This window comes from Thermotalea metallivorans, from assembly GCF_001562415.1.
GTDB classification, from domain to species: Bacteria; Bacillota; Clostridia; order Peptostreptococcales; family Thermotaleaceae; genus Thermotalea; species Thermotalea metallivorans.
The window spans coordinates 1-22,947 of the sequence record NZ_LOEE01000036.1; the positions used below are offsets into that span (position 1 = coordinate 1).

The 22,947-nt window shown below is 43.9% G+C and carries 17 protein-coding genes; 10 read left to right on the forward strand and 7 right to left on the reverse strand.

The annotated features are described in order from the left end of the window. The first annotated feature begins 179 nt into the window (after positions 1–179). The 3 genes from AN619_RS09030 to AN619_RS09040 all read left to right on the forward strand — a co-directional run bounded on the left by AN619_RS09030 (position 180) and on the right by AN619_RS09040 (position 1,758). A complete protein-coding gene (locus tag AN619_RS09030; RefSeq protein WP_068556415.1) occupies positions 180–404 on the forward strand; it encodes a MoaD/ThiS family protein in 225 nt (74 codons plus the stop codon). After that, positions 404–1,087 carry a HesA/MoeB/ThiF family protein gene (locus tag AN619_RS09035; RefSeq protein ID WP_330382062.1) on the forward strand — a complete coding sequence of 228 codons (684 nt, stop codon included), beginning with the start codon at positions 404–406 and terminating at the stop codon, positions 1,085–1,087. The genes AN619_RS09030 and AN619_RS09035 overlap by 1 nt, the downstream gene beginning before the upstream one ends. A gap of 179 nt (positions 1,088–1,266) precedes the next feature. After that, positions 1,267–1,758, forward strand: a complete 492-nt coding sequence (locus tag AN619_RS09040; protein ID WP_068556385.1) for a MogA/MoaB family molybdenum cofactor biosynthesis protein — start codon at positions 1,267–1,269, stop codon at positions 1,756–1,758. A 15-nt stretch (positions 1,759–1,773) separates the two neighbouring features. On the opposite strand, the gene hprK is transcribed toward AN619_RS09040, so the two are convergent. The 3 genes from hprK to AN619_RS15950 form a co-directional block, all read right to left on the reverse strand. After that, positions 1,774–2,715: an HPr(Ser) kinase/phosphatase gene (gene hprK, locus AN619_RS09045; RefSeq protein ID WP_068556386.1), complete on the reverse strand. Its 942-nt coding sequence runs from the start codon at positions 2,713–2,715 to the stop codon at positions 1,774–1,776. After that, entirely contained in the window at positions 2,712–4,598 is a 1,887-nt protein-coding gene (uvrC, locus tag AN619_RS09050) for an excinuclease ABC subunit UvrC (RefSeq protein ID WP_068556387.1), read from the reverse strand. The genes hprK and uvrC overlap by 4 nt, the downstream gene beginning before the upstream one ends. Before the next feature lie 286 nt (positions 4,599–4,884). Beyond that, positions 4,885–5,166, reverse strand: coding sequence for a hypothetical protein (locus AN619_RS15950; RefSeq protein ID WP_157064967.1), 282 nt, complete (start codon positions 5,164–5,166; stop codon positions 4,885–4,887). 36 nt (positions 5,167–5,202) lie between these two features. Between AN619_RS15950 and AN619_RS09060 the strand changes: the two genes are divergently transcribed. Continuing rightward, a complete protein-coding gene (locus AN619_RS09060; protein ID WP_068556389.1) occupies positions 5,203–5,760 on the forward strand; it encodes a stalk domain-containing protein in 558 nt (185 codons plus the stop codon). A 27-nt stretch (positions 5,761–5,787) separates the two neighbouring features. Here AN619_RS09060 and AN619_RS09065 read toward each other — a convergent pair whose 3' ends face one another. From AN619_RS09065 to uvrB, 3 genes are all read right to left on the reverse strand, one after another. Next, on the reverse strand, positions 5,788–6,429 hold the full coding sequence (locus tag AN619_RS09065; protein ID WP_068556390.1) for a flagellar brake protein: 642 nt from the start codon (positions 6,427–6,429) through the stop codon (positions 5,788–5,790). A 300-nt stretch (positions 6,430–6,729) separates the two neighbouring features. Then, positions 6,730–9,567, reverse strand: a complete 2,838-nt coding sequence (gene uvrA / locus AN619_RS09070) for an excinuclease ABC subunit UvrA (protein ID WP_068556391.1) — start codon at positions 9,565–9,567, stop codon at positions 6,730–6,732. Between the two features lie 4 nt (positions 9,568–9,571). After that, the gene (gene uvrB / locus AN619_RS09075; protein WP_068556392.1) at positions 9,572–11,557 is read right to left on the reverse strand and encodes an excinuclease ABC subunit UvrB; all 1,986 of its coding nucleotides are present in this window, start codon (positions 11,555–11,557) and stop codon (positions 9,572–9,574) included. A gap of 240 nt (positions 11,558–11,797) precedes the next feature. Between uvrB and AN619_RS09080 the strand changes: the two genes are divergently transcribed. Beyond that, positions 11,798–13,060: a sensor domain-containing diguanylate cyclase gene (locus tag AN619_RS09080; protein ID WP_068556393.1), complete on the forward strand. Its 1,263-nt coding sequence runs from the start codon at positions 11,798–11,800 to the stop codon at positions 13,058–13,060. A 51-nt stretch (positions 13,061–13,111) separates the two neighbouring features. Here AN619_RS09080 and AN619_RS09085 read toward each other — a convergent pair whose 3' ends face one another. Next, on the reverse strand, positions 13,112–14,368 hold the full coding sequence (locus AN619_RS09085; RefSeq protein ID WP_068556394.1) for a PDZ domain-containing protein: 1,257 nt from the start codon (positions 14,366–14,368) through the stop codon (positions 13,112–13,114). A 335-nt stretch (positions 14,369–14,703) separates the two neighbouring features. On the opposite strand from AN619_RS09085, the gene glgB reads away from it, so the two are divergent. The 5 genes from glgB to AN619_RS09110 all read left to right on the forward strand — a co-directional run bounded on the left by glgB (position 14,704) and on the right by AN619_RS09110 (position 22,933). Beyond that, positions 14,704–16,620 carry a 1,4-alpha-glucan branching protein GlgB gene (gene glgB, locus AN619_RS09090; protein ID WP_068556395.1) on the forward strand — a complete coding sequence of 639 codons (1,917 nt, stop codon included), beginning with the start codon at positions 14,704–14,706 and terminating at the stop codon, positions 16,618–16,620. A 13-nt stretch (positions 16,621–16,633) separates the two neighbouring features. Next, a complete protein-coding gene (locus AN619_RS09095) occupies positions 16,634–17,851 on the forward strand; it encodes a glucose-1-phosphate adenylyltransferase (RefSeq protein WP_068556396.1) in 1,218 nt (405 codons plus the stop codon). Between the two features lie 63 nt (positions 17,852–17,914). Continuing rightward, a complete protein-coding gene (gene glgD / locus AN619_RS09100; protein WP_068556397.1) occupies positions 17,915–19,024 on the forward strand; it encodes a glucose-1-phosphate adenylyltransferase subunit GlgD in 1,110 nt (369 codons plus the stop codon). Between the two features lie 18 nt (positions 19,025–19,042). Further along, on the forward strand, positions 19,043–20,482 hold the full coding sequence (gene glgA, locus AN619_RS09105) for a glycogen synthase GlgA (RefSeq protein ID WP_068556398.1): 1,440 nt from the start codon (positions 19,043–19,045) through the stop codon (positions 20,480–20,482). Positions 20,483–20,500: 18 nt separating this feature from the next. Then, positions 20,501–22,933, forward strand: a complete 2,433-nt coding sequence (locus AN619_RS09110; RefSeq protein WP_068556399.1) for a glycogen/starch/alpha-glucan phosphorylase — start codon at positions 20,501–20,503, stop codon at positions 22,931–22,933. Positions 22,934–22,947: the final 14 nt, after the last annotated feature.

Sequence of the window (22,947 nt, forward strand, 5' to 3'; positions counted from 1 at the left end):
GAGGAATATAAATGTACACAAGCTTCACTCCTTTGATTAGAGGTATTGTGTACATATATTCCTCTTTTATTTTGCAAATTATTACGTCAATTTTTGGTAATTATTTAAAAAGTGCAAAACTATAGTAGTATAATATAATCATATATATAAGGATATGAAGGTGAATGAGAGGTGATCCAATGGACATTCGAATAAAATTATTTGCTACCCTGCGCCACGGACGGGGAAAAGAATTGTCTATTTCCTTGGAACAAGGGGCTACCCCGAAGGATGCAATCGGCATGTTGGAGATTGCAGAGAAGGATATTGCCATTTTATTGATCAACGGCAGGGATGGTACTTTGGATCAGCCATTGGCAGACGGAGATATTGTAGCCATATTCCCCCCTGTAGGAGGCGGTTGATGATGGAAAGATACCTCAGAAACATGAAAACCCTTTCCTATGAAGAAAACGAAAAATTAAAATTCTGCAAAGTCTGCGTCATAGGCTGTGGCGGCTTGGGAGGCTATATTATTGAAATGCTGGGCCGGCTAGGTATCGGTCATATTACTGCCGTAGACGGAGATACTTTTGAAGAATCTAACCTAAACCGTCAGCTCCTGTCCGATGTGCCCTCCTTGGGAACGAGCAAGGCCTTGAAAGCTCAAGAACGAATGAAATCTGTAAACCCCCTGATCGAAGTTCATCCCGTTGCTGAAAGGTTTACCCCAGAAAACGGCCGAGCTATCTTGGAAGGTCATCATGTGGCAATTGATGCCCTAGACAATGTTCCTTCAAGACTCGCCCTGCAGGATACGGCAGAAGCGTTGAAGATTCCTTTGGTTCACGGTGCCATCGCCGGCTGGTACGGGCAGGTAACCACCATTTTCCCAGGAGATCGGGCCTTGGATTTTATCTACCCTCCTGATACACAAAAAGGAATTGAACAGGAGTTGGGCAACCCTTCCTTTACCCCTGCCCTGGTTGCCTCCATACAAGTCAGCGAAGCCTTAAAAATCCTCATCGGCCGGGGCAATCTGCTGCGCAGGAAAATTCTATACCTAAACTTGCTGGACAGCGAGTATGAAATTATTGACTTACGATAGTTTTTAGCCCATGGCTGCTAGTCGTCGGCTAATGGCTGATAACCGCCGGTGGGCGAATTACTGGTAACCGGTAACTGATGACTGCTAACTGGCAGCTGTAACAAAAATTTATTGAACAAAACAACCCCTGTGAAATTTTAGAAATTCTTATCAATTAGGAATACAAAGGAGGACTTTTGATGTTTACATTAGGGATTATTGTCGCCAGCGACAAAGGATCGAAAGGCCTGCGGGTGGATGAAAGCGGCCCAGTTATCAGAGAAATGTTGGAACAACATCATTACATCACAAGAAAATATGTGGTTCTTCCCGATGAAAAGGAAGCTTTGGCTCGAGAAATGATTCATATGTGTGATGATTTGAGCATTGATCTAATACTGACTTCCGGAGGAACAGGTTTTTCCCATAGGGATGTAACCCCGGAGGCTACCCTCAGCGTTGTTGAAAGATTAACGCCCGGCATCTCCGAGGCCATTCGCTACAATAGTCTTCAAATTACACCCAGAGCCATGCTTTCCAGGGCTGTATCGGGTATTCGAAAAAATACCTTGATCATTAATCTTCCCGGCAGTCCTAAGGCCGTTCGGGAAAGTCTTCAGTATATCCTGCCCAGCATCGCCCATGGCCTAGAAATCTTGAAGGGTACAGCCTCCGAATGCGCTCGAAAATAGGCAAAGGCAGTGCTGTCACTGCCTTTCCTTCTCGTTCTCTCCATTCATTTGCTTTAAAATTCTATTGTTCAGCGTCTCTGCCGCATTAAATCCCATTCTTTTCTGGCGATGATTTCTTGCTGCTACTTCCACAATCATAGCCAGATTTCTGCCGGGTTTGATGGGGATTGTATTTTTAGGAATATCCAATCCCAGGATATTGATATATTCTTCATCCAGTCCCAACCGGTCATATTGTTTCTTGTCATCCCAATTCTCTAATTCAATGACCATATCAATCATTTTCGTATTTCGCACAGCCCCTACCCCAAACAATTGCACCACATCCAAGATGCCGATGCCCCGGATTTCCATAAAATGACGGATAATTTCGGGAGCACTGCCCACCAGGGTATTATTGTCCACCTTTTTAATTTCCACCGCATCGTCGGCAACCAAACGATGTCCTCTTTTGATGAGTTCCAAAGCCGTTTCGCTTTTCCCGATCCCGCTTTCTCCGATCATCAAAATGCCAATGCCGTAAACCTCTACCAATACGCCATGCCTGGTAATCACCGGGGCCAGCTTATCCTCCAAATAATTTGTCAATCTGCTGATAAATTTGGTCGTAGAAGCTTTTGTCCGCAGCAGGGGAATATCGAATTTCACCGCTGCCTCCAGCAATTCTTCATAGACCTCCAACTCCCTTGTAAGAATCAGGCACGGGATAGGATAAGAAAATAATTCCTTGGCCCGTTGTTTTCTGACTTGGGATGACAGGCTGCCAAAATAGGTCCATTCTACTCTTCCTATCACCTGTACCCGTTCGTAGGCAAAATATTTATAAAAACCTGCCAACTGCAATCCCGGTCTGTTTACATCGCTGATGGTTATTTTCACTTCCTCCTGCCTTTTGGACGGATAGATTACCTCCAGCTCTAAATCTTGAATCAGCTGTACAATGGTTACATCACTCATCCCTCTACCTGCCTTTCTTCCGCAGCTTTCTGCTGAAAAAAATCTTTTACTTGCTCTGCTGCTTTTTTGTTCATCCCTTCCACTTTACATAGTTCTTCCAGCGATGCTTTTTTTATCTTATCAATGGAACCAAAATGCTTCAATAGGGCAATCCTTCTCTTGGACCCGATTCCAGGTATCTCATCCAGCACCGATTGAACAACCGTTTTCCCCCGGAGGCTCTTATGATAAGTGACGGCAAAACGGTGGGCTTCTTCTTGAATCTTTGCCACAAGGAGAAAAGCATTGGAGGATTTGTCCATATGTAAATCCATATTTTGATATACCAAATCCCTGGTTCTGTGGCGATCATCTTTTACCATGCCGGCCACAGGTATATGAACCCCTAAGGCTGCAAGAACCTCTTCCACCCCATGGACTTGTCCCAAGCCCCCGTCAATCAGGATAAGGTCCGGCAGTTTCGAAAACTTCCCCTCCTCGTCCAAAATACCCTTTTCTGTCATGATCTCCTTTTCTTCCAGCCCCTTCTTCAATCTCCTGTAGACTACCTCTTGCATGCTTCCATAGTCATTGGGCCCTTCCACGGTTTTTATCTTAAATCTCCTATAATCACTATACTTCGGTTTTCCTCCTTCAAATACTATCATAGAGGCTACGGAATGAACTCCTTGGGTATTTGATACATCAAAGGCCTCGATCCGATAGGGTTTTTTCTCTAATCCCAAATATCGGGCCAATTCATCCAGGGCTCCGAGACTTCTCTCTCTCTCTTTCATCAGCTTTTCACTGAACTGTTCTAATATCTCGACGGCATTTTTATACACCATATCCAGCAATGCCTTCTTTTCGCCCTTTTGGGGATTTTTGATCCTGACTTTGGAACCCTTTTTGGCGGAAAGCCATTGTTCAATCAATTCCCTATCTTCAGGTTCCTCCTCCAGCAATATTTCTTTCGGCACAAAGGCAGTCCCTGCATAAAACTGTTTGATAAAAGAGCTGAATATTTCTCTCCTGTCATCATCCTCTCCACCCGTAAGCATATAATGCTCCCTTCCCATCAATTTGCCGCCTCTTAAGAAAAATACCATCACACATACTTGGTCCATTCCCCTTGCCATAGCTATAACATCCTGATCTATATCTGATGTCAGGATTACTTTTTGTTTCTCTAGGATGCTCCGGATGGCCAGAATTTGATCCCGATATTCGGCAGCTTTTTCAAAATTCATCCCAGCAGCCGCTTCTTCCATCTTTTGAGTAATCTCCTTCACCAACTCATCCTGTTTGCCGCTGAGGAAGAGAATAATTTCTTGAATCATTTTCATATATTGATCATGATCCACTTCCCCTGTGCAAGGTCCCAGGCATTGGCGAATGTGATAGTTCAGGCAAGGCCTGTCCTGGGGTCTTTCAAGGTTTTTGCCGCAGGTTCTGAGGGGATAGAATTTTTTCAGTATTTCAATGGTCCGATTGACAGCCCCTCCATCAATATAGGGTCCGAAATATCTGGATCCATCCTTTACAACCCTTCTGGTTTTCAATACCCGGGGATATTTTTCTCCCAGGGTAACTTTGATATAGGGATAGTGCTTATCATCCCGAAGCAATACATTATACTTGGGCCTGTGCTTTTTAATCAGGTTGCTTTCCAACATTAGGGCTTCCACTTCTGAATCGGTAATAATATATTCAAACTCGCGGATATGTCCCACCATAGCCCTCACTTTGGGCGGTTGGTTCTTTGAAGATTGAAAATATTGTCTTACCCTGTTTTTTAAGGAAATTGCCTTTCCCACATAGATAATTTCGCCCCGTTCATCCTTCATCAGATAAACCCCCGGCTGATCAGGGAGTTTTTTTAATTGTTCGTTGATTTCAAACATCTTTCATTCCTCACGTTTCTTTGATTCATCAAATGGGAAAAGTAAAATACTATATATTATTTTATCAAAATTGCTGCGGAAATAAAATTTGTATATAATATACTACAGGTGGGCAAGTTTTGGCAAAATAGGATCATACCCTTACCATTCAGAAACACATCCACAATATGATGCAAAACAAGGAGATCCTCTAACCTATCTTACATTTTCATCATGCAATTCATCCTTTCCCTGGCCGTTATAGAGTTTTTGTTTTGGTATTCAAAACACACCCTGCGTGTCCATTTTACCCAGAACGGTATCTTGCTCCGAGGCTTTGATGCAAGAATTGATATCCCTTTTCATAGTCCGGTCTATAACCATGCCGGTTTTTATCCCTATTTTGACATCCTGCACTATACCCTTTCGGGAAACCGCCTTCAACTAGTACTCCACAACCATAAGGGAACATTGGATCTGTTTGTAGAGCCTGAAAAGCAAAAACAACTGATGGGACTCTTTCAAGCCAAGGGTGTCCCATCAAAAAATATTTAGAAAAACATGTATATTTTTTGAAGTATTGGTTCATCCTCCAGATAATACCGATCAGAAGGAGGAAACCATCATGAAACATCTGATCAGAAAAACTGCAATCATCCTGTTGCTGTTGGCATTCATAACTTCTACAGGCCTGGCAGCCCCAAATGCAAAAGAGATCAAAGGATTGATGAGAAATGTAAATCTTCAATGGAACAATGGAGTGTCTTTCTCTGCCAATGTCATTTTTTACAATGAACGCATCTATGTTCCCCTAAGATTAGCGGCTGAAGGGCTGGGTTGCCAGGTGAATTGGCATGGGGCCACAAACACCGTAACTATCCAACAATCACAATCCTTTCAGGATTTTCCCGAAGCAAATCCTTGGGAAAATGAACGCTTTGTCTATGGAGAAATCCTATCCATGGACAAGGACAAAAAACTTCTTACCATCGAAGAACATTATGATGACCACAGCAGGTTTACAGAGCCTGAACTTTCCGTATCTCCCCAAGTTGTCATTATTCTGCAGCGGAATGATAAGAAAATGAATTTGGATTTTTCAGACCTAAGGATTGGTGATCACGTAGGATTGGTGCTGAATAAGGATGGAATCGTCCGTGGAATCATTTTAAATGATGCATAGGCAAAAAAGCCAGTGATATCATGACAACTATGTCACTGGCTTCTTTTTTCTCTTTAATCGAATTTGTTCCCGAAAGACATATGCTCCGATTTTCTGTATATCCCGGTCATCCAAAGCAAGAAATTTGGCTCCCATGCTATAACCATCCCCATAGGGAACATTTCTCAGTACCTCCACTGTCACCAGCAGCATGCCCTTATCCAAAGGCAATTCAAATACCATCACCGTACCGACAGGCAAAGACAAAGGCGAATGGATCAACACCCCTCCTGTGCTTAAATTTTTTACCACGGCCGGTAAAAATTTTTCGCTGGTTACTTTTACGTCGCCAATGCCTCGAAGATAGCAAGATACAGGTATATTGACATCTATTCGGACCTGCTGGCGATGGTCCGATCGTTGAATCTTATGTTCTTCCGGTTTCGTCAATACCAGTTTTTGTCCCTCAATATGCACAATGGAGGTATCAAAGGCATAGATCCTGCTTATTTCATCCCATACAGTACAGGCAACCTTTAGATTGTTTTTATTATGGACAAACATGTAATCCAGGCAGACGTGGATGGCATCCGATGTAATACTTTCAATGGCGCCTTCCAGCGCCACATCGCTGGGATCATTGATCAGCTTGATTTGTATCCTCTGATTTTCTGACAAGGAACCCGCCATGTCCAGCCTCCTACTCCTTGACTGCTTCTCCTATATTTTATTGGACAGTACCCTTGAAAATTCCTCCTGCTTCCCCTAGGACCTCAGTTTTAATTTTCCCTCCCCGAAGGAAAAAGCCGAGAAATTCTCTAGGCAGAGTTTGAATACAAACCCTTGAGATTTGGATTCCTGCTCAGATCTGCGCCGCTTTTCTAAATCATACAATGAGGAAAAAAGCGGCTTGCTGATTCGCGACGAAGCCTAAATCTCAAGGGTTCTTGATCATTCCACTGCCTTTTTTACTGACGCAGCAGAAGTTCCCTAGGCACCCTGCTCCTTTTCCAGCACTTTTTTAAGGAAAATTCCCGTATAGGATTCAGGAATTTGAATAATCTCCTCCGGCGTTCCTTCGCCCACAATCCAGCCACCTTTGTCGCCGCCTTCTGGGCCAAGGTCAATGATATAATCGCTGGTCTTGATCACATCCAAGTTATGCTCGATGACCAGGACGGTATTCCCCCCGTCCACCAGCTTATTCAATACGCCTATTAATTTATGAATATCTGCAATATGAAGTCCCGTTGTAGGTTCATCCAGTATATACAGGGTTCTGCCGGTGCTTCGCTTGCTCAGCTCCGTAGCCAGCTTGATTCTTTGGGCTTCCCCGCCGGACAATTGGGTTGACGGCTGCCCCAAGTGGATATACCCCAACCCCACCTCATAGAGGGTTTCCAATTTCCTCCTGATGCCAGGCACATTCTGGAAAAAGTCAAGGGCCTCTTCCACAGTCATATCCAGTACATCGGAAATAGATTTCCCTTTGTATTTTACTTCCAAGGTCTCCCGATTATAGCGTTTTCCTTTGCATACATCACAGGGCACATATACATCAGGCAGGAAGTGCATTTCAATTTTAATAATTCCATCGCCCTTGCAGGCTTCACACCTTCCTCCCTTTACATTGAAGCTAAAGCGTCCCTTCTGATATCCCCGTATCTTTGCCTCAGGTACTTGGGCAAAGACATCTCGAATAAGATCAAAAACACCTGTATAGGTAGCAGGATTGGATCGGGGCGTCCTGCCAATAGGGGACTGGTCAATATCAATCACCTTGTCAATATGTTCCAAACCTTTTATGTTTTCATGCTTTCCGGGCTTGCGCTTCGCCTTGTGGAGTTCCATGGCCAGCCGCTTATAGAGGATTTCATTCACTAAGGTACTTTTCCCGGAACCCGAAACGCCCGTTACGGAAACAAATACCCCTAAGGGAAATCGCACCGTTAAATTTTTTAAGTTGTTTTCCTGGGCCCCTATCACCTCTATCCACTTGCCGTTGGGTTTTCTTCTCTCCTTCGGAACGTCTATTTTCCTTCGGCCGCTCAAATACTGGCCGGTGATGGATTCTTCACAGGCCATAATATCTTGGACAGTTCCTTGGGCAATAATCCTTCCCCCGTTTGCTCCGGCACCGGGACCTATGTCAATAATATGGTCTGCTGCGAACATGGTATCTTCGTCATGTTCCACAACAATGAGGGTATTGCCCAAATCTGTGAGATTTCTCAAGGTTTTCAGCAATTTTTCATTGTCCCTTTGATGGAGTCCGATACTAGGTTCGTCCAGTATATACAGTACTCCCACCAGACTAGAACCGATCTGGGTCGCCAGCCGAATTCTCTGGGATTCTCCGCCAGACAGGGTTCCTGCCGATCTTGACAGAGTCAAGTAATCTAATCCTACATCCACCAAAAAACCTAATCGCTCATTAATTTCTTTCAATATCTGCCTTGCGATCATCCTGTTTTTCTCGGAAAGATCCAAGTTTTTAAAAAAGTCTAGTGCTTGCCTTACAGAAAATTCCGTTACTTCCGCAATATTCTTGCCGGCAATTTTTACAGAAAGAACTTCCGGTTTTAACCTTGCCCCTTTGCAACCGTCGCAAGGAGTAAGGCTCATGAATTCTTCAATTTTTTCCCGCATATAATCAGAATTTGTCTCTTTGTATCGCCTCTCTAAATTTTTGATAATTCCCTCAAAGGGGGAGCGATATTTTCTCATGCCCCCAAATTTGCTCTCATAGGTAAACTCTATAGTTCTTTTCCCTGTACCGTATAAAAGCTCTTGCACAAAGGTTTCCGGCAGCTTCTCAATGGGAGTATCCAAATCTATTCCATGATCTTGGGCCAAAGCCTCGATCATTTCATAATAATAGGTTCCCTCCGACGAATTGGCCAAAGGGGCAATACCCCCTTCCCGGATTGTTAGAGAGAGATTGGGAATAACCAAATCCTGATCAATCTTCTGGAGATAGCCAATGCCATTGCACTGGGAGCATGCCCCATAGGGACTGTTGAAGGAAAACATCCTTGGCTCCAGTTCTTCGATACCTATGCCGTGTTCTGGACAAGAAAATTTTGTGCTGAAAAGCATATCTTCTCCATCAATGATGCTGACAACCACCAGCCCTTCCGACAAAGATAGGGCTGTTTCAATGGAATCCGTCAGTCTCTTTTCTATGCCCTCCTTGATGATCACCCTGTCTACTACCACTTCGATGGTATGCTTTTTATTCTTTTCCAACTGAATTTCTTCATGGATCTCCCGGATTTCTCCATCTATCCTGACCCGAACATACCCGTCCTTTTTGATATTTTCCAGTACCTTTGCATGTTCTCCCTTTCTTCCTCGGATCATGGGAGCCAAAACTTGAATTTTTGTTCGCTCCTCCAGGGCCATCACCTTATCTACAATCTGATCAATGGTCTGCTGTGTAATCTCACGGCCACATATGGGGCAATGGGGTGTGCCGATCCGGGCAAATAATAATCGTAGATAATCGTAAATTTCTGTTACGGTACCCACCGTAGAACGGGGATTGCGGCTGGTTGTCTTTTGGTCGATAGAAATTGCCGGAGACAGACCCTCAATGTATTCCACATCGGGTTTTTCCATCTGTCCCAAGAACTGACGGGCATAGGCCGACAGGCTTTCCACATAGCGCCTCTGCCCCTCGGCATAAATGGTATCAAAAGCAAGGGAAGACTTCCCGGAACCGCTCAGCCCCGTCATCACCACAAATTTATCCCTGGGAATTTCCACATCGATATTTTTTAAGTTGTGCTCCTTCGCACCCTTTACGATAATGCTGTTCTTTGCCATATGGTCACCTCTTATCCAACTGCTCTTTGAGCTCTAAAATCTTGTCTCTCAATTCTGCCGCCCTCTCAAACTGCAAGTTTGCGGCCGCATCCTTCATCTCTCTCTCCAGTTTTGCAATGATATCCAAAATATCCTCCCTGGCCAGTCCTGCCGGACCCTCTGCCATGCCGTATTTCACCGTATCCTCCGCTGCCTTGGTAGCCTCTATGATATCCCGTACCTTCTTGACAATGCCTTGGGGGATGATATTATGTTTTCGATTGTAGTCTTCTTGAATCTTTCTTCTGCGGTTGGTCTCATCAATAGCCCGCCTCATGGAGTCCGTGATTTGGTCTGCATACATAATGACCTTACCATGAATATTTCTTGCAGCCCTGCCGATGGTTTGGATCAAAGATGTCTCCGACCGGAGGAAACCCTCCTTATCTGCGTCCAATATAGCTACCAAGGCCACTTCCGGTAGGTCGAGCCCCTCCCTTAGAAGATTAATTCCCACCAGTACATCAAACACACCCAAACGCAGGTCCCGGATAATCTCCATTCTCTCCAAAGTGTCAATATCCGAATGAAGGTATCGAACCTTAATGTTTATGTCTTTTAGATAACTTGTCAAATCCTCCGCCATTTTCTTGGTTAAGGTAGTCACCAGCACCCTCTGGTTCTTCTGGATCACTTGATGAATCTCTCCAATGAGATCGTCAATTTGCCCTTGAATAGGCCGCACATCTACCTCCGGGTCCACCAGACCTGTGGGTCTGATGATCTGCTCTACCACGTTTTCGCTATGTTCCTTTTCATAGGGACCTGGGGTAGCACTGACGTAGACAATCTGGTTGACCAGACCCTCAAATTCCTCAAAATTTAAAGGACGATTGTCAAAGGCGGAAGGTAAGCGAAATCCATATTCTACAAGACTTTCCTTTCTGGATCGGTCTCCCCCATACATGCCCCGAAGCTGGGGAATAGTCACATGGGATTCATCAATAATCATGAGAAAATCCTTAGGGAAATAATCAATCAGGGTAAAAGGCCTGCTGCCCGCTGGTCTTTGGGAAATGTGCCTCGAATAATTTTCAATTCCTTGGCAAAAACCTACCTCCCGCAGCATCTCAATATCATACATGGTTCTCTGCTGAATTCTCTGGGCCTCAATCAACTTTTCATTTTCTTTAAAATACTGCACCCTTTCCTTTAACTCTTCCTCAATATCCTGGATAGCTTTTGCCAACTTGTCGGAAGTCGTCACATAGTGGGAAGCAGGGAAAATGGACACATGCTTTCTAAGGCCCACGATCTCCCCCGTCAAGGCATTGACCTCTGTGATACGGTCAATCTCATCTCCGAACAGCTCCACACGAATGGCATTTTCTGAAGAAGAAGCCGGAAAAATCTCCACCACATCTCCCCGCACCCGGAATGTTCCTCTCACAAAGTTGAGATCATTCCGCACATACTGAATATCTACCAGCTTTCTCAAAATTTCATCCCGGCTCTTTGTCATACCGGGCCGAATCGACAACACCTGGTTTTCATAATCAATAGGGTCACCCAGCCCGTAAATGCAGGATACACTGGCTACGATAATGACGTCCCTTCGCTCAAAAAGGGCAGCCGTTGCCGAATGTCGCAATTTGTCGATTTCGTCATTGATCTGGGCATCCTTTTCAATGTAGGTATCCGTATGGGCTACATAGGCCTCGGGTTGATAATAATCATAATAGCTTACAAAAAACTCAACGGCATTATTGGGAAAAAACTCCTTGAATTCGCTGCACAATTGGGCAGCCAGCGTTTTATTATGGGCAATCACCAAAGTAGGTTTTTGTACCCTTTCAATCACATTGGCCATGGTAAAAGTTTTTCCTGAACCCGTTACCCCCAAAAGGGTTTGATGCTTCAACCCTTTGAAAATGCCATTGCTCAAGGATTCAATGGCTTTCGGCTGATCCCCCGTAGGCTTATATTCTGAAACAATTTCAAACTTCCTCATTCTAAAAACTCCTCTTTTCAGATTCCATAGAAATTATAGCATACCTTTCTTTTTTAGCGATAAGCAACATCTACCAAAATCAAACGTCTGTTCGTATATTTCATTATATCGCTCCCTTTTTTGAAAGTCAACCAGAAAGAAGTAAATTTCCTATGCATTGGAAAAAAACTTGAAGGATTCTATCTTTCTGTATAGAATTGTTAATAGGATAAAAATTGTGAAACCCGAAGGTGACAAAGCATGGCTGCAAAAACAAAGAAAATTTTATACAGGCTTATCGTCCTTGCCCCTTTTTTCCCTTTCATCTCCTGGTGGGTTTTGGGCTTGCCCGGTAGAAAATACGGATTCTTTTATCCCTTGATTACAACCCTCTTCATGGCTGTTTTTTGCTTTTATATCTACCAGTGCATGAGAGATTATGACCGCATTGCAAAAAAGCAAAGGGAAACCATCACGCACATGACCTACATCAATCATGAATTGAAAAAAAACAATCTGATCAAAGAAGCCATGCTGGAAATCAGCAACTCCGTCTTGAATATTAAAAATATGGATGAACTGCTGAATTCCGTCATTGCAACGGCTGTCCAATTGATTGACAATGCAGATTCCGGCAGCATTCTTATAAAAAACGAAGAAGGCCGCTTGGAATTTAAAGCTGCCTTTGGCTATGATTTAGAAAAACTGTCCGGGATCACCCTGGCCATTGAAGAAACTTTCCTATACCAATACACGGAAGGAAACTGTTTCAATCCCTGCATCATCCATAATCCCTTGAATTTTAACGAAAGATATATGGCCAGAGAAACCTATGATCAATTGATGGATGCCGATGCTTTGATTCTCAAATCCACTATCTCTGCTCCCATCGTCGTGGACAATGAATTATACGGCATGATTAATGTAGACAATACCCGGACCGACCAAGTTTTTACAGAAGAAGACAAGATGATTATATCCTACTTTGCCAATCAGTTGGGTATTGCCATCAAAAATGCCCGATTGTTTGAAAAAACCCTATTTTTATCAAGATATGACGGTTTGACCAAAGTATACAACAGGCATTATTTTGACGAACTTTTTGACAGCATCTATAAAAGGGCAAAACGCTACGGGGAAAGTTTTTGTCTGTGTGTCATCGATTTGAACGACTTGAAAATCATCAATGACCTCCATGGTCACTCCGCAGGAGATTTCGTAATCAAGACCTTTTCCACTGTATTGAGTGAAAATACCAGGGATTCCGATTTGATTGGCCGATACGGAGGCGATGAATTTGTAATGGTTTTTCTCAACACTATGTTGGAAAACTGCCATGAAAAACTGGAAATGATCGCCCAGCGGCTGAAAGATACACCGATCCAGTTAAACCATACAAGTTTTCAAATTTCCTTCAGCTATGGTATCGCTTGTTTCCCAAAGGATGCCGCAGACAGCAAAGAGCTGTTTAAAATTGCCGACTTGCGTATGTATAAACATAAGCTTCATCAAAAAACCATATAGTACAACGGGAAAAGTTAGTTTATACTTTAATAAAAAGTTTTTTCCTTAATTTTAAGATAAGGGGCTTCCTTTCCTTCGAAATGCCGATATCAACTTCTTCAACAGGCTGATGGAGGCATCGGGATCAAACACAATCTGGGCTTCCTTGGGCACAATGATAATTCCCAGGCTGCCGATGCCCGTCTGATAATTTTTATATTCCAAAGTTCTATACCGTCCTTTTCTATCCAAGACTTCCACCCATAGGAAGGGCGGATAATCCTTCAGTATAGCTTCCATATCTTCCTTACGCTCAACAGGATAATTATTTACGGTCAGAATAACATCTCCCGGCGCAAGGCCCATTTTCTCCCCATGCCCCTCTTTTTTTGTATCCAGCACCGTAATTCCCCTGCCATATTGTCGAAACATAGGCTCCTTTTTCTTTTCTTCTCTTTGGCCATAGATAATCAGGGCTTCATGACCTAAGGGCGAAAAAAGGGCGGCTAGCCACTGGAATATGGCATACCGGACAGCTAAAACAGACAAAAGAATCAGGATGATGCTAAAAAATAAAAGTTTTACGGCAGACTTCTTGCTCTTTTCCCTCGGCGTACCGGAAAGGGCCATATCTCCATACCCTAAAGCCGCTACCACCACGGAAATTTGTAGAGACAGATTTTCTATCCCGATTCCTTCTATACTGTTTCTGAATATAGGCCACCAGTCGGGAAGATTCAGTTCCCGGGCACCTTCCAGGGACCCCAGTGCAACGAGCAGAATGGCAAAGGGAACGGGCCAAAACCGCTGCAGCATGAATCCTCCGATGATCCCATATCTCTTGTCTTCTATCAAAATGGGTGTAGCATTCTTGTGCCCATCCAACCACATCAATATGCTTTCTACCAGATGCAGTATGCCTACAATGACCATCACACCGGGTACATTGACTTTAGGAAATCCAAAAATAAGACTGGACAACGCCAATAATCCTCCCCCGTAGGAAAAACACAAATACCGCACGTGGATCACCATGAGCAGTATGGCAAGGGGCAACAGATATGTAAAATCGCCAAGGGTAACGGTTACTCCCAAAACCATGATGACCACGGTACCCAAAATCCCCCCAAGGATTCCCATAACCACAGCGTTCATCATTTTTTCTCCCATGGTAGACTTCTCTGAACCCAGCATTCTTGCTTCCAGCTCATGAATCCTTTTATACTGCATATAAACCAAAAACAATACTCCCCAGAACAATGGATTCATCAGTACCGTCAGCAATGACAGCAATGCCATGTTGATCAATTCCAAAAGCGGAAACATCATGGCCCCCCCTCCTATGGTTACACCTTTGCCTTATTTTTTACGATAATTGCTAAAGCCATAAGTACATTTTATCACAAATTTTCTTTTTTTTATCAAATTCTGTACTAATATTTCCCCAGCGGTCATATATATAACTTTGTGTGAAAAAACTGCCCTATGCCCTGGAGTCATCATCCATACCAGTAGTTCGCAATCTTATCCAAAATTTCTCATAAACTATTACTTTTTCTTTCGCAAAAAAATAATTTATCCGATGATTTATGGGTTGTCTCATCATATAAATGGGTATATAGGCTTATAAATCAACAGGCATCAAGAAAGGTGGGTTTTGTCCTATGAAAACACCATCTGCGGAGTACATTCAACAATTTCATCAAGAATATTGTTTCCAGTGCCACCGGCTTTTTGGAGCCCATATCCTTCAGAAAAACGGATTGGAAGGCGTTGTTTTTACTGTCTGGGCTCCCCATGCAAAAGAAGTTAGCGTGATCGGAGATTTTAATGAGTGGCAGGGTTGTTGCCATCCGATGGAGCCCATAGGGGATACGGGCATATGGTCTATTTTTGTCCCCGGCGTAAAGAAAGGCAGTTTGTATAAATATGAAATTCACACCTGGCATGGCCAGGTACTCCATAAAGCCGATCCCTACGGATTCTATAGTGAATACAGGCCGGGAACCGCCTCCAGGGTATTTCCATTGGAAGGATACTCCTGGCAGGATGAAAAATGGCAAAAAGAAAAAACAACCCTTTTCAACCAGCCCCTGAACATCTATGAGGTCCATTTGGGATCATGGAAAAGGAAAGAAAATGGGGACTTCTATTCCTACAGGGAATTGGCGGAGGAATTGGTAGAGTATGCAGTGGAGATGGGTTATACCCATATCGAATTGCTTCCTTTGTCGGAGCATCCCTATGATGGTTCCTGGGGATATCAGACCACAGGCTATTATGCAGTAACCAGCCGGTATGGAAATCCCCATGATTTCATGTATTTTGTAGACCGCTGCCACCAAAAAGGAATCGGCGTCATTCTGGATTGGGTCCCCGCCCATTTCTGCTCAGATGCCCACGGGCTGGCCAATTTTGACGGTACACCCCTTTATGAATATGCCGATCCCCGCAGGGGACGCAATGATCAATGGGGCACTTTGAATTTTGACTTCTCTAAACCCCAGGTTTGGTCTTTTCTTATTTCCAACGCCCTCTTCTGGATGGACATCTATCATATCGACGGACTGCGGGTCGATGCCGTGGCGTTCATGCTGTACCTAGACTATGGAAAAAAACCGGGTCAGTGGATCCCCAATGTCTTTGGAGGCAGAGAAAATCTGGAAGCCATTGGATTTATGAAAAAGCTCAATGAAGCAGTTTTTGAAAAATTCCCCCATGCCCTGATGATTGCAGAAGAATCGACGGCTTGGCCCCTGGTAACGAAACCTGCGTATCTGGGGGGATTGGGCTACAACTATAAATGGAATATGGGCTGGATGAATGATATGCTTCGATACATGGAGATGGATTCCATCCATCGGCAGTGGCATCATGATCTTGTAACATTTTCTTTTATGTACACTTTTTCTGAAAATTTTATTCTTCCTCTTTCCCACGATGAGGTGGTTCATGGTAAGAAATCCTTGCTCAATAAGATGTTTGGGGACTATTGGCAAAAATTTGCAGCCTTGCGGGCCTTCTATGGCTATATGATGGCCCATCCCGGCAAAAAACTTCTCTTCATGGGCGGAGAATTGGGTCAATTTGCTGAATGGAATGAACATCGAGGATTAGACTGGCTTTTGTTAGACTATGATATGCACCGCAAGCTTCATCAATATGTGCGGCATCTAAACCACTTTTACAAAAGGGAAAAGGTGCTATGGGAGATCGATCATGATTGGCAAGGATTTCAATGGATTGACCCCCATGACTGCCATCAGAGCATCATCACTTTTATGAGAAGATCAAAGGATCCGGAAGATTTTCTGGTGATCCTGTGCAATTTTACCCCCGTCGTCTATGAAGGATACCGTATTGGCGTTCCCTTCCCGGGTGCATACATCGAAGTCTTCAATAGCGATGCTGAAATATACGGGGGTTCCGGTCAGCTCAATAAAAATTTGCTGGAGGCAGAAGCCGTGCCATGGCATAACCAATCCTATTCTCTGGTAATCAAAGTACCGCCTTTGGCAACCTTATATTTGAAACTGGATTCTTCCCAGCAAAAGAGCAGGGATGCAAGACAAAACTTGTAGAGGAGGTAAGAAGATGCACAAAAAAGAATGTATTGCCATGATTTTAGCCGGAGGACAAGGAAGCAGACTGGGCACCTTGACAAAAAAATTAGCTAAACCCGCCGTTCCCTTTGGTGGAAAATACCGTATTATTGATTTTACCTTAAGCAACTGCTGCCATTCCGATATTGATACCATTGGTGTTCTCACTCAATATAAGCCTCTGGTGCTGAACTCCTATATCGGCACGGGTGCCCCTTGGGATCTGGACCGCAAGGATGGAGGTGTCACCGTTCTTCCTCCCTATGTGAAAGAGTTGGGTGGCGAATGGTATAAAGGAACGGCTAATGCCATCTACCAAAACATGGATTTCATTGATCAATACGACCCGGAATATGTTTTGATACTATCGGGAGACCACATTTACAAGATGGATTATTCCCTCATGCTTGAGGAACATAAAAGCAATCAAGCCGATGCCACCATCTCCGTCATCCAGGTCCCCTGGGAAGAAGCAAGCCGCTTTGGCATCATGCATACCGACGAATGGGGGCGAATCATTGCATTTGAAGAAAAACCCGAATATCCTAAAAATAATTTGGCCTCCATGGGTATCTATGTTTTTCGCTGGCATCTGTTAAAAGAATATCTGGAAGCCGATGAACAGGATCCTCTTTCCAGCCACGACTTCGGCAAAAATATTATTCCCAAGATGCTGCAAGGTTCCCAGAAAATGTTCGCCTACCGTTTCTCAGGATACTGGAAGGATGTAGGGACCATAGAAAGTTACTGGGAAGCCAACATGGACCTGCTTTCGGACTACCCTGAGCTGGATCTTTATGACCCTGATTGGAGAATTTATTCCGTCAATCCTACCCAACCCCCCAACTATATTTCACCCAGTGCCAAGGTTCATCGCTCTCTGATCAACGAGGGCTGTCTCATCCATGGAGAGGTAGAAAATTCTGTCATCTTTCCCGGCGTTTATGTAGGACCTGGTTCCCGTATTGTGGATTCCGTAATCATGCCCAATGTAAAAGTCGGTGCTAATGTCACCATTGAAAAAGCCATTATTTGTGAAGGAACTCTGGTTCGCAGCGACAGTCTCATTGGGTACGACGAAATTGATTTTCTATTCCGCGGGAACCTGCCTGAAAACAGCGGTATTACCGTCATCGCAGAAGGTATGGATATCCCCCGGTGGACAAAAATTCCCAAAGGTTCTGTGATAAATGATTTGTCCTATATTTAGAATATTTTTCCATGGGCTAGAAAATAATCCCCAGGAAGTTTTATAGAATAGGAGTGTGAACATATGGGTGAGTTGATGGGTATTATCAATAATACAAAAAATGGAAACCTGTTGAAGGAAATTACTGAAAACCGCTATATTGCCTCTGTTCCCTTCGGAGGCCGCTATCGAATGATTGATTTTGTACTGTCCAATATGGTAAATTCGGGGATCAAAAATGTAGGTATCCTCGTATTGGGAAAATATCGTTCCTTGATGGATCACCTTCGTTCCGGGAAAGAATGGGGCCTTGCCACAAAAAGGGATGGTTTGTTTATCCTTCCTCCCCCCTACTATGACGGGATACGGAAGGGGGATCTGGAGAATTTTCACTACAACTTTGAATATCTGAGAAAAAGCAAGCAAAAATACGTGGTAATCTCCCGCAGCAACTTGGTCTGCAATATCAACTATACCCATCCTTTAAAATTCCATAAGGAGAGCGATGCAGATATCACCGTTTTATATACAGATGAAGATTTATCAAAGGAAGACTTCTCTTCTTCCACCATTCTTCATTTGGTATCCGACGGACGGATTACAGATATGGAAGTGGGCCCCCATAAACCTAAAACCAACAAGGTTTCCATGGACACCTACATCATGGAAAAAAACTTCCTTATGGATATCATCGACGAGACCCTTGCCAAGGGTGGGTATGACTTCTTGATGGATTGTGTTGTAAAAAACCTTTCAAGACTGAAAGTTTATGGCTATTGCCATCAGGGATATGTGGGTCGGATTCACTCCGTTCAAAGCTACTATAGACACAACATGGCTTTGCTCAATCCGAACATTTGGGAAGAAATTTTTATCAAATCTGGCCCCATCTATACAAAGGTCAAGGACCAAGCCCCAGTAAAATACATGGAAAACGCAGAAGTCAAAAATTCTTTGATCGCCAATGGCTGCGTCATTGAAGGAACCGTTGAAAATTGTATTTTATTCCGGGGGGTGCGCATACATAAAGGCGCCAGGATCAAAGACAGCATCCTCATGCAGAACTGTGAGGTACAAGAAGGTGCCGCCTTAGAAAGCGTCATTCTTGACAAGGAAGTCCTTGTCTCAAAGGGCCAAAGGCTTTCAGGCTCTAAGGAATATCCTATGATTGTTCAGAAAAAGACAATGATCTAAAGAAAGGATGATGAACAAATGCTGAAAATACTCCATGTGGCATCAGAGGCAACTCCCTTTGTGAAAACCGGGGGACTGGCAGATGTCATCGGCTCCCTTCCAAAGGCCCTTCAGCAAAAAGGAATGGATGTCCGTGTAGTTTTGCCGAAATACGGTACGATTCCCGAACAGTGGAGAAGTCAGATGAGATGGAAAAAAAGCATTACGGTTCCCCTAGCGTGGCGCAATCAATTTTGCGGTATTGAAACAGTGCAGCATGACGGTATCACCTTCTATTTTATCGACAATGAATACTATTTCCATCGCAAGCACATCTATGGTTATGATGATGACGGAGAAAGGTTTGCCTATTTTTCCCGTGCTGTATTAGAGATTCTTCCCCATATGGATTTTCAACCCCAAATTTTGCACTGCCATGACTGGCATACAGGCCTTGTCAGCGTCTTTCTAGAATCCTTTTACAGTCATTTGCCCTTTTATGAGAAAATCCGTACGGTCTTTACCATCCATAACCTCCAGTACCAGGGCATATTTCCAAAACACTTGCTGAGTGACGTATTGGGATTAGATGAAAGTTATTTTACCATGGACAGTTTAGAATATTACGGACAAATCAATTATATGAAGGGAGGTCTCGTCTTTTCCGATCTTCTCACCACCGTCAGCAAAAGCTACGGAGAAGAAATCCAGACGCCCTACTATGGTGAAAATCTGGACGGTCTGTTGAAAAAAAGGAGGAAGCATTTGTTCGGCATCGTCAACGGCATTGATTATGACCTTTACAATCCGGCTAACGACCCTTATATTTTTCTTCCTTATCATGACAGCTTGCAGGATAAATCCTTTAATAAAATTAAACTTCAGGAAAGTCTTGGTCTTCCTATAGATTCTAATACTCCCATGGTTGCCATTGTTTCCCGCTTGGTCAGCTCCAAGGGTTTGGATCTGATCGCCCACGTTCTGGATGAACTCCTGTCTCTGGATCTGCAAATGGTTGTCTTGGGTACAGGCGAAGAAAAATATGAGCTTTTATTTCGCCGGGCAGCAGAAAGATTTCCCCATAAGCTCTCTGCCCATATACAATTCGATGAAAAATTAGCCCGCCAAATCTACGCAGCATCGGATCTTTTTCTCATGCCTTCCCGTTTTGAGCCCTGCGGCATCGGACAGCTCATTGCCCTGCGCTACGGTTCTGTTCCTATTGTAAGAGAAACAGGAGGTCTTAAGGATACAGTTCAAGCCTATAATGACTATACATGCACCGGCAACGGTTTCAGCTTTACCCACTATAATGCCCACGATATGCTTTTTACGGTCCGAAGAGCCCTTCAATACTATCAGGATAAAAAATTATGGAGCAGGATTTTTGAAAACGCCATTCATAGCGATTACAGTTGGCGCCAATCCGCCCAGCAGTATATCAACCTATATAAAACTTTATTTTTTCAAGCCCCATAAATTTTAGGGAGTGATTTGATGAACATCGATAAAGAATATTTTCAGAAACTGTTTTTGGAAAAATTTGAAGCCATCCATGGGAAAATGATTTCGGAAGCATCTTCTTTGGACTGCTATGTGACCCTTGGTGCCATCATCCGGGATTTCATCAGCCGCAAATGGATTGCCACCAATCAAGCCTATGCTGCACAAGGAGAAAAACAGGTATACTATTTTTCTATGGAGTTTTTGCTGGGAAAAATGATGGAAAGAAATCTTATTTATTTGGATTTAAAAGAAACTGTTGCAGAAGCCTTGGAAGAACTGGGCATTCACCTGCATGAAATCCTGTCCATTGAACCCGATGCCGGTCTTGGCAACGGCGGCCTTGGCAGGCTGGCAGCCTGTTTTTTGGATTCTCTTTCCTCCCTACAGCTTCCGGGCCATGGCTGCAGTATACGTTATAAATACGGCTTTTTCGAGCAAAAAATTGTAGACGGTTATCAAGTAGAACTTCCGGATTCTTGGCTGAAAAACGGCAATGTATGGGAAATCCGGAAGGCAGATAAAGCCGTTGAAGTCCGTTTCGGCGGAAATGTCCGAATGGATCAAAACAACGGCAGAACCGTATTTATCCATGAAAACTATGACGCCGTTCTGGCTGTTCCCTATGATACGCCCATTTTAGGATTCCGAAACAACACGGTCAATACCCTTCGCCTTTGGAGCGCAGAGACAACCATGCGGGAGTTTGATTTTTCCACTTTTAACCGTGGAGATTACCTGAATGCCGTAAAATATAAATACGAAGTAGAATCCATTTCTCAGATTCTCTATCCCGACGACCGCCACCAGGAGGGAAGGACGCTGCGATTAAAGCAACAATATTTTCTTGTTTCTGCCAGTCTTCAAAGCATTATCCAAAGATACAAAAAGAAAAACGGCAGCCTGCAGGGTTTTGCTGAAAAAGTGGCTATTCACATCAACGATACCCACCCCGTGCTGGCCATACCGGAATTAATGCGGATCTTGATCGACGAAGAAGAAATAGATTGGGATGAAGCTTGGCGGATTACCACCGGGACCATCTCCTATACCAATCATACCATTCTGCCGGAAGCTTTAGAAAAATGGCCTATTGACTTGTTTCAGACCCTTCTGCCAAGAATTTATATGATTGTCCACGAAATCAATGAACGATTCTGCAGGGAGCTTTGGCAGCGGTATCCGGGGGACTGGGAAAAAATTCATCGCATGGCCATATTGGCCGACGGATATGTTCATATGGCTCATCTAGCTGTGGCAGGCAGCCACAGCGTAAACGGCGTAGCAGAAATTCACACGGAAATCTTAAAAAAACAGGTTATGGCTGAATTCTATGAAGTTTTTCCCTATAAATTCAACAATAAAACCAACGGCATCACCCCCAGAAGGTGGCTCCTGAAGGCAAACCCATCCCTTTCCCGATTGATTACCGATGCCATCGGCCCAAGCTGGCTTCATCACTCGACGGATTTGATCCACCTGATGAAATTCGCCGATGACCCTTCCTTCCGGGAAAAGGTAGCTGCCGTCAAATACAGCAACAAACTGGCCTTAGCCAAGTTTATAGAAGACAAAAGCGGCATCCGAATCCATCCGGAGTCCATCTTTGATGTGCACATCAAGAGAATTCATGCCTACAAAAGACAGCTTCTCAATATCCTTCACATTCTGGACCTTTACAACAGACTCAGGGAAAATCCCGATCTGGATATTTTCCCAAGAACCTTCATCTTCGGCGGCAAGGCTGCCCCCAGCTATTATCAGGCGAAACAAACCATCAAGCTGATCCATGCCGTAGCCGATAAGATCAATCATGACCGAACCATCAAGGACAAAATCAAAGTCGTGTTCCTGGAGAATTATAATGTATCCTTGGGAGAGAGAATTTTTCCTGCAGCAGAGGTCAGCCAGCAGATTTCTACGGCCAGCAAAGAGGCTTCCGGTACCGGCAATATGAAATTCATGATGAACGGAGCTATCACCATCGGCACCTTAGATGGCGCCAATATTGAAATCAGAGATGCCGTAGGGGATGAAAACATCGTCATCTTCGGTTTAGCGGCCCATGAAGTGCTCGACTACTATCGCCACGGCGGCTACAGTGCTTGGGAAGTCTACCACCATGATGCGAGAATCAAAACCATTTTATCCCAACTGATCAATGGTTTTCTCCCTGCAGCCCAGGATGAATTTAAAAATCTTTATGACAGCCTCCTCTATCACAACGATGAATATTTTGTATTAAAGGATTTTGCCCCTTATGCGGATGCCCAGCATCGGATCAATACTCTCTATCAAGATAAAAATCGCTGGACCCGCATGAGCATTTGCAACATTGCCCATTCCGGAAGATTTTCCAGTGACAGAACCATAGGAGAATACGCCGCCGGTATTTGGCAGATAAGACCGGTCTATATCGGCAATTGAATCTGCTCCTTTAC

What these genes read in the sequence shown, in the direction of transcription:
- AN619_RS09030 (WP_068556415.1), top strand. Translation starts at nt 180, where the DNA reads ATGGACATTCGAATAAAATTATTTGCTACCCTGCGCCACGGACGGGGA.
- AN619_RS09035 (WP_330382062.1), top strand. Translation starts at nt 404, where the DNA reads ATGATGGAAAGATACCTCAGAAACATGAAAACCCTTTCCTATGAAGAA.
- AN619_RS09040 (WP_068556385.1), top strand. Translation starts at nt 1,267, where the DNA reads ATGTTTACATTAGGGATTATTGTCGCCAGCGACAAAGGATCGAAAGGC.
- hprK (WP_068556386.1), bottom strand. Translation starts at nt 2,715, where the DNA reads ATGAGTGATGTAACCATTGTACAGCTGATTCAAGATTTAGAGCTGGAG.
- uvrC (WP_068556387.1), bottom strand. Translation starts at nt 4,598, where the DNA reads ATGTTTGAAATCAACGAACAATTAAAAAAACTCCCTGATCAGCCGGGG.
- AN619_RS15950 (WP_157064967.1), bottom strand. Translation starts at nt 5,166, where the DNA reads ATGAACCAATACTTCAAAAAATATACATGTTTTTCTAAATATTTTTTG.
- AN619_RS09060 (WP_068556389.1), top strand. Translation starts at nt 5,203, where the DNA reads ATGAAACATCTGATCAGAAAAACTGCAATCATCCTGTTGCTGTTGGCA.
- AN619_RS09065 (WP_068556390.1), bottom strand. Translation starts at nt 6,429, where the DNA reads ATGGCGGGTTCCTTGTCAGAAAATCAGAGGATACAAATCAAGCTGATC.
- uvrA (WP_068556391.1), bottom strand. Translation starts at nt 9,567, where the DNA reads ATGGCAAAGAACAGCATTATCGTAAAGGGTGCGAAGGAGCACAACTTA.
- uvrB (WP_068556392.1), bottom strand. Translation starts at nt 11,557, where the DNA reads ATGAGGAAGTTTGAAATTGTTTCAGAATATAAGCCTACGGGGGATCAG.
- AN619_RS09080 (WP_068556393.1), top strand. Translation starts at nt 11,798, where the DNA reads ATGGCTGCAAAAACAAAGAAAATTTTATACAGGCTTATCGTCCTTGCC.
- AN619_RS09085 (WP_068556394.1), bottom strand. Translation starts at nt 14,368, where the DNA reads ATGATGTTTCCGCTTTTGGAATTGATCAACATGGCATTGCTGTCATTG.
- glgB (WP_068556395.1), top strand. Translation starts at nt 14,704, where the DNA reads ATGAAAACACCATCTGCGGAGTACATTCAACAATTTCATCAAGAATAT.
- AN619_RS09095 (WP_068556396.1), top strand. Translation starts at nt 16,634, where the DNA reads ATGCACAAAAAAGAATGTATTGCCATGATTTTAGCCGGAGGACAAGGA.
- glgD (WP_068556397.1), top strand. Translation starts at nt 17,915, where the DNA reads ATGGGTGAGTTGATGGGTATTATCAATAATACAAAAAATGGAAACCTG.
- glgA (WP_068556398.1), top strand. Translation starts at nt 19,043, where the DNA reads ATGCTGAAAATACTCCATGTGGCATCAGAGGCAACTCCCTTTGTGAAA.
- AN619_RS09110 (WP_068556399.1), top strand. Translation starts at nt 20,501, where the DNA reads ATGAACATCGATAAAGAATATTTTCAGAAACTGTTTTTGGAAAAATTT.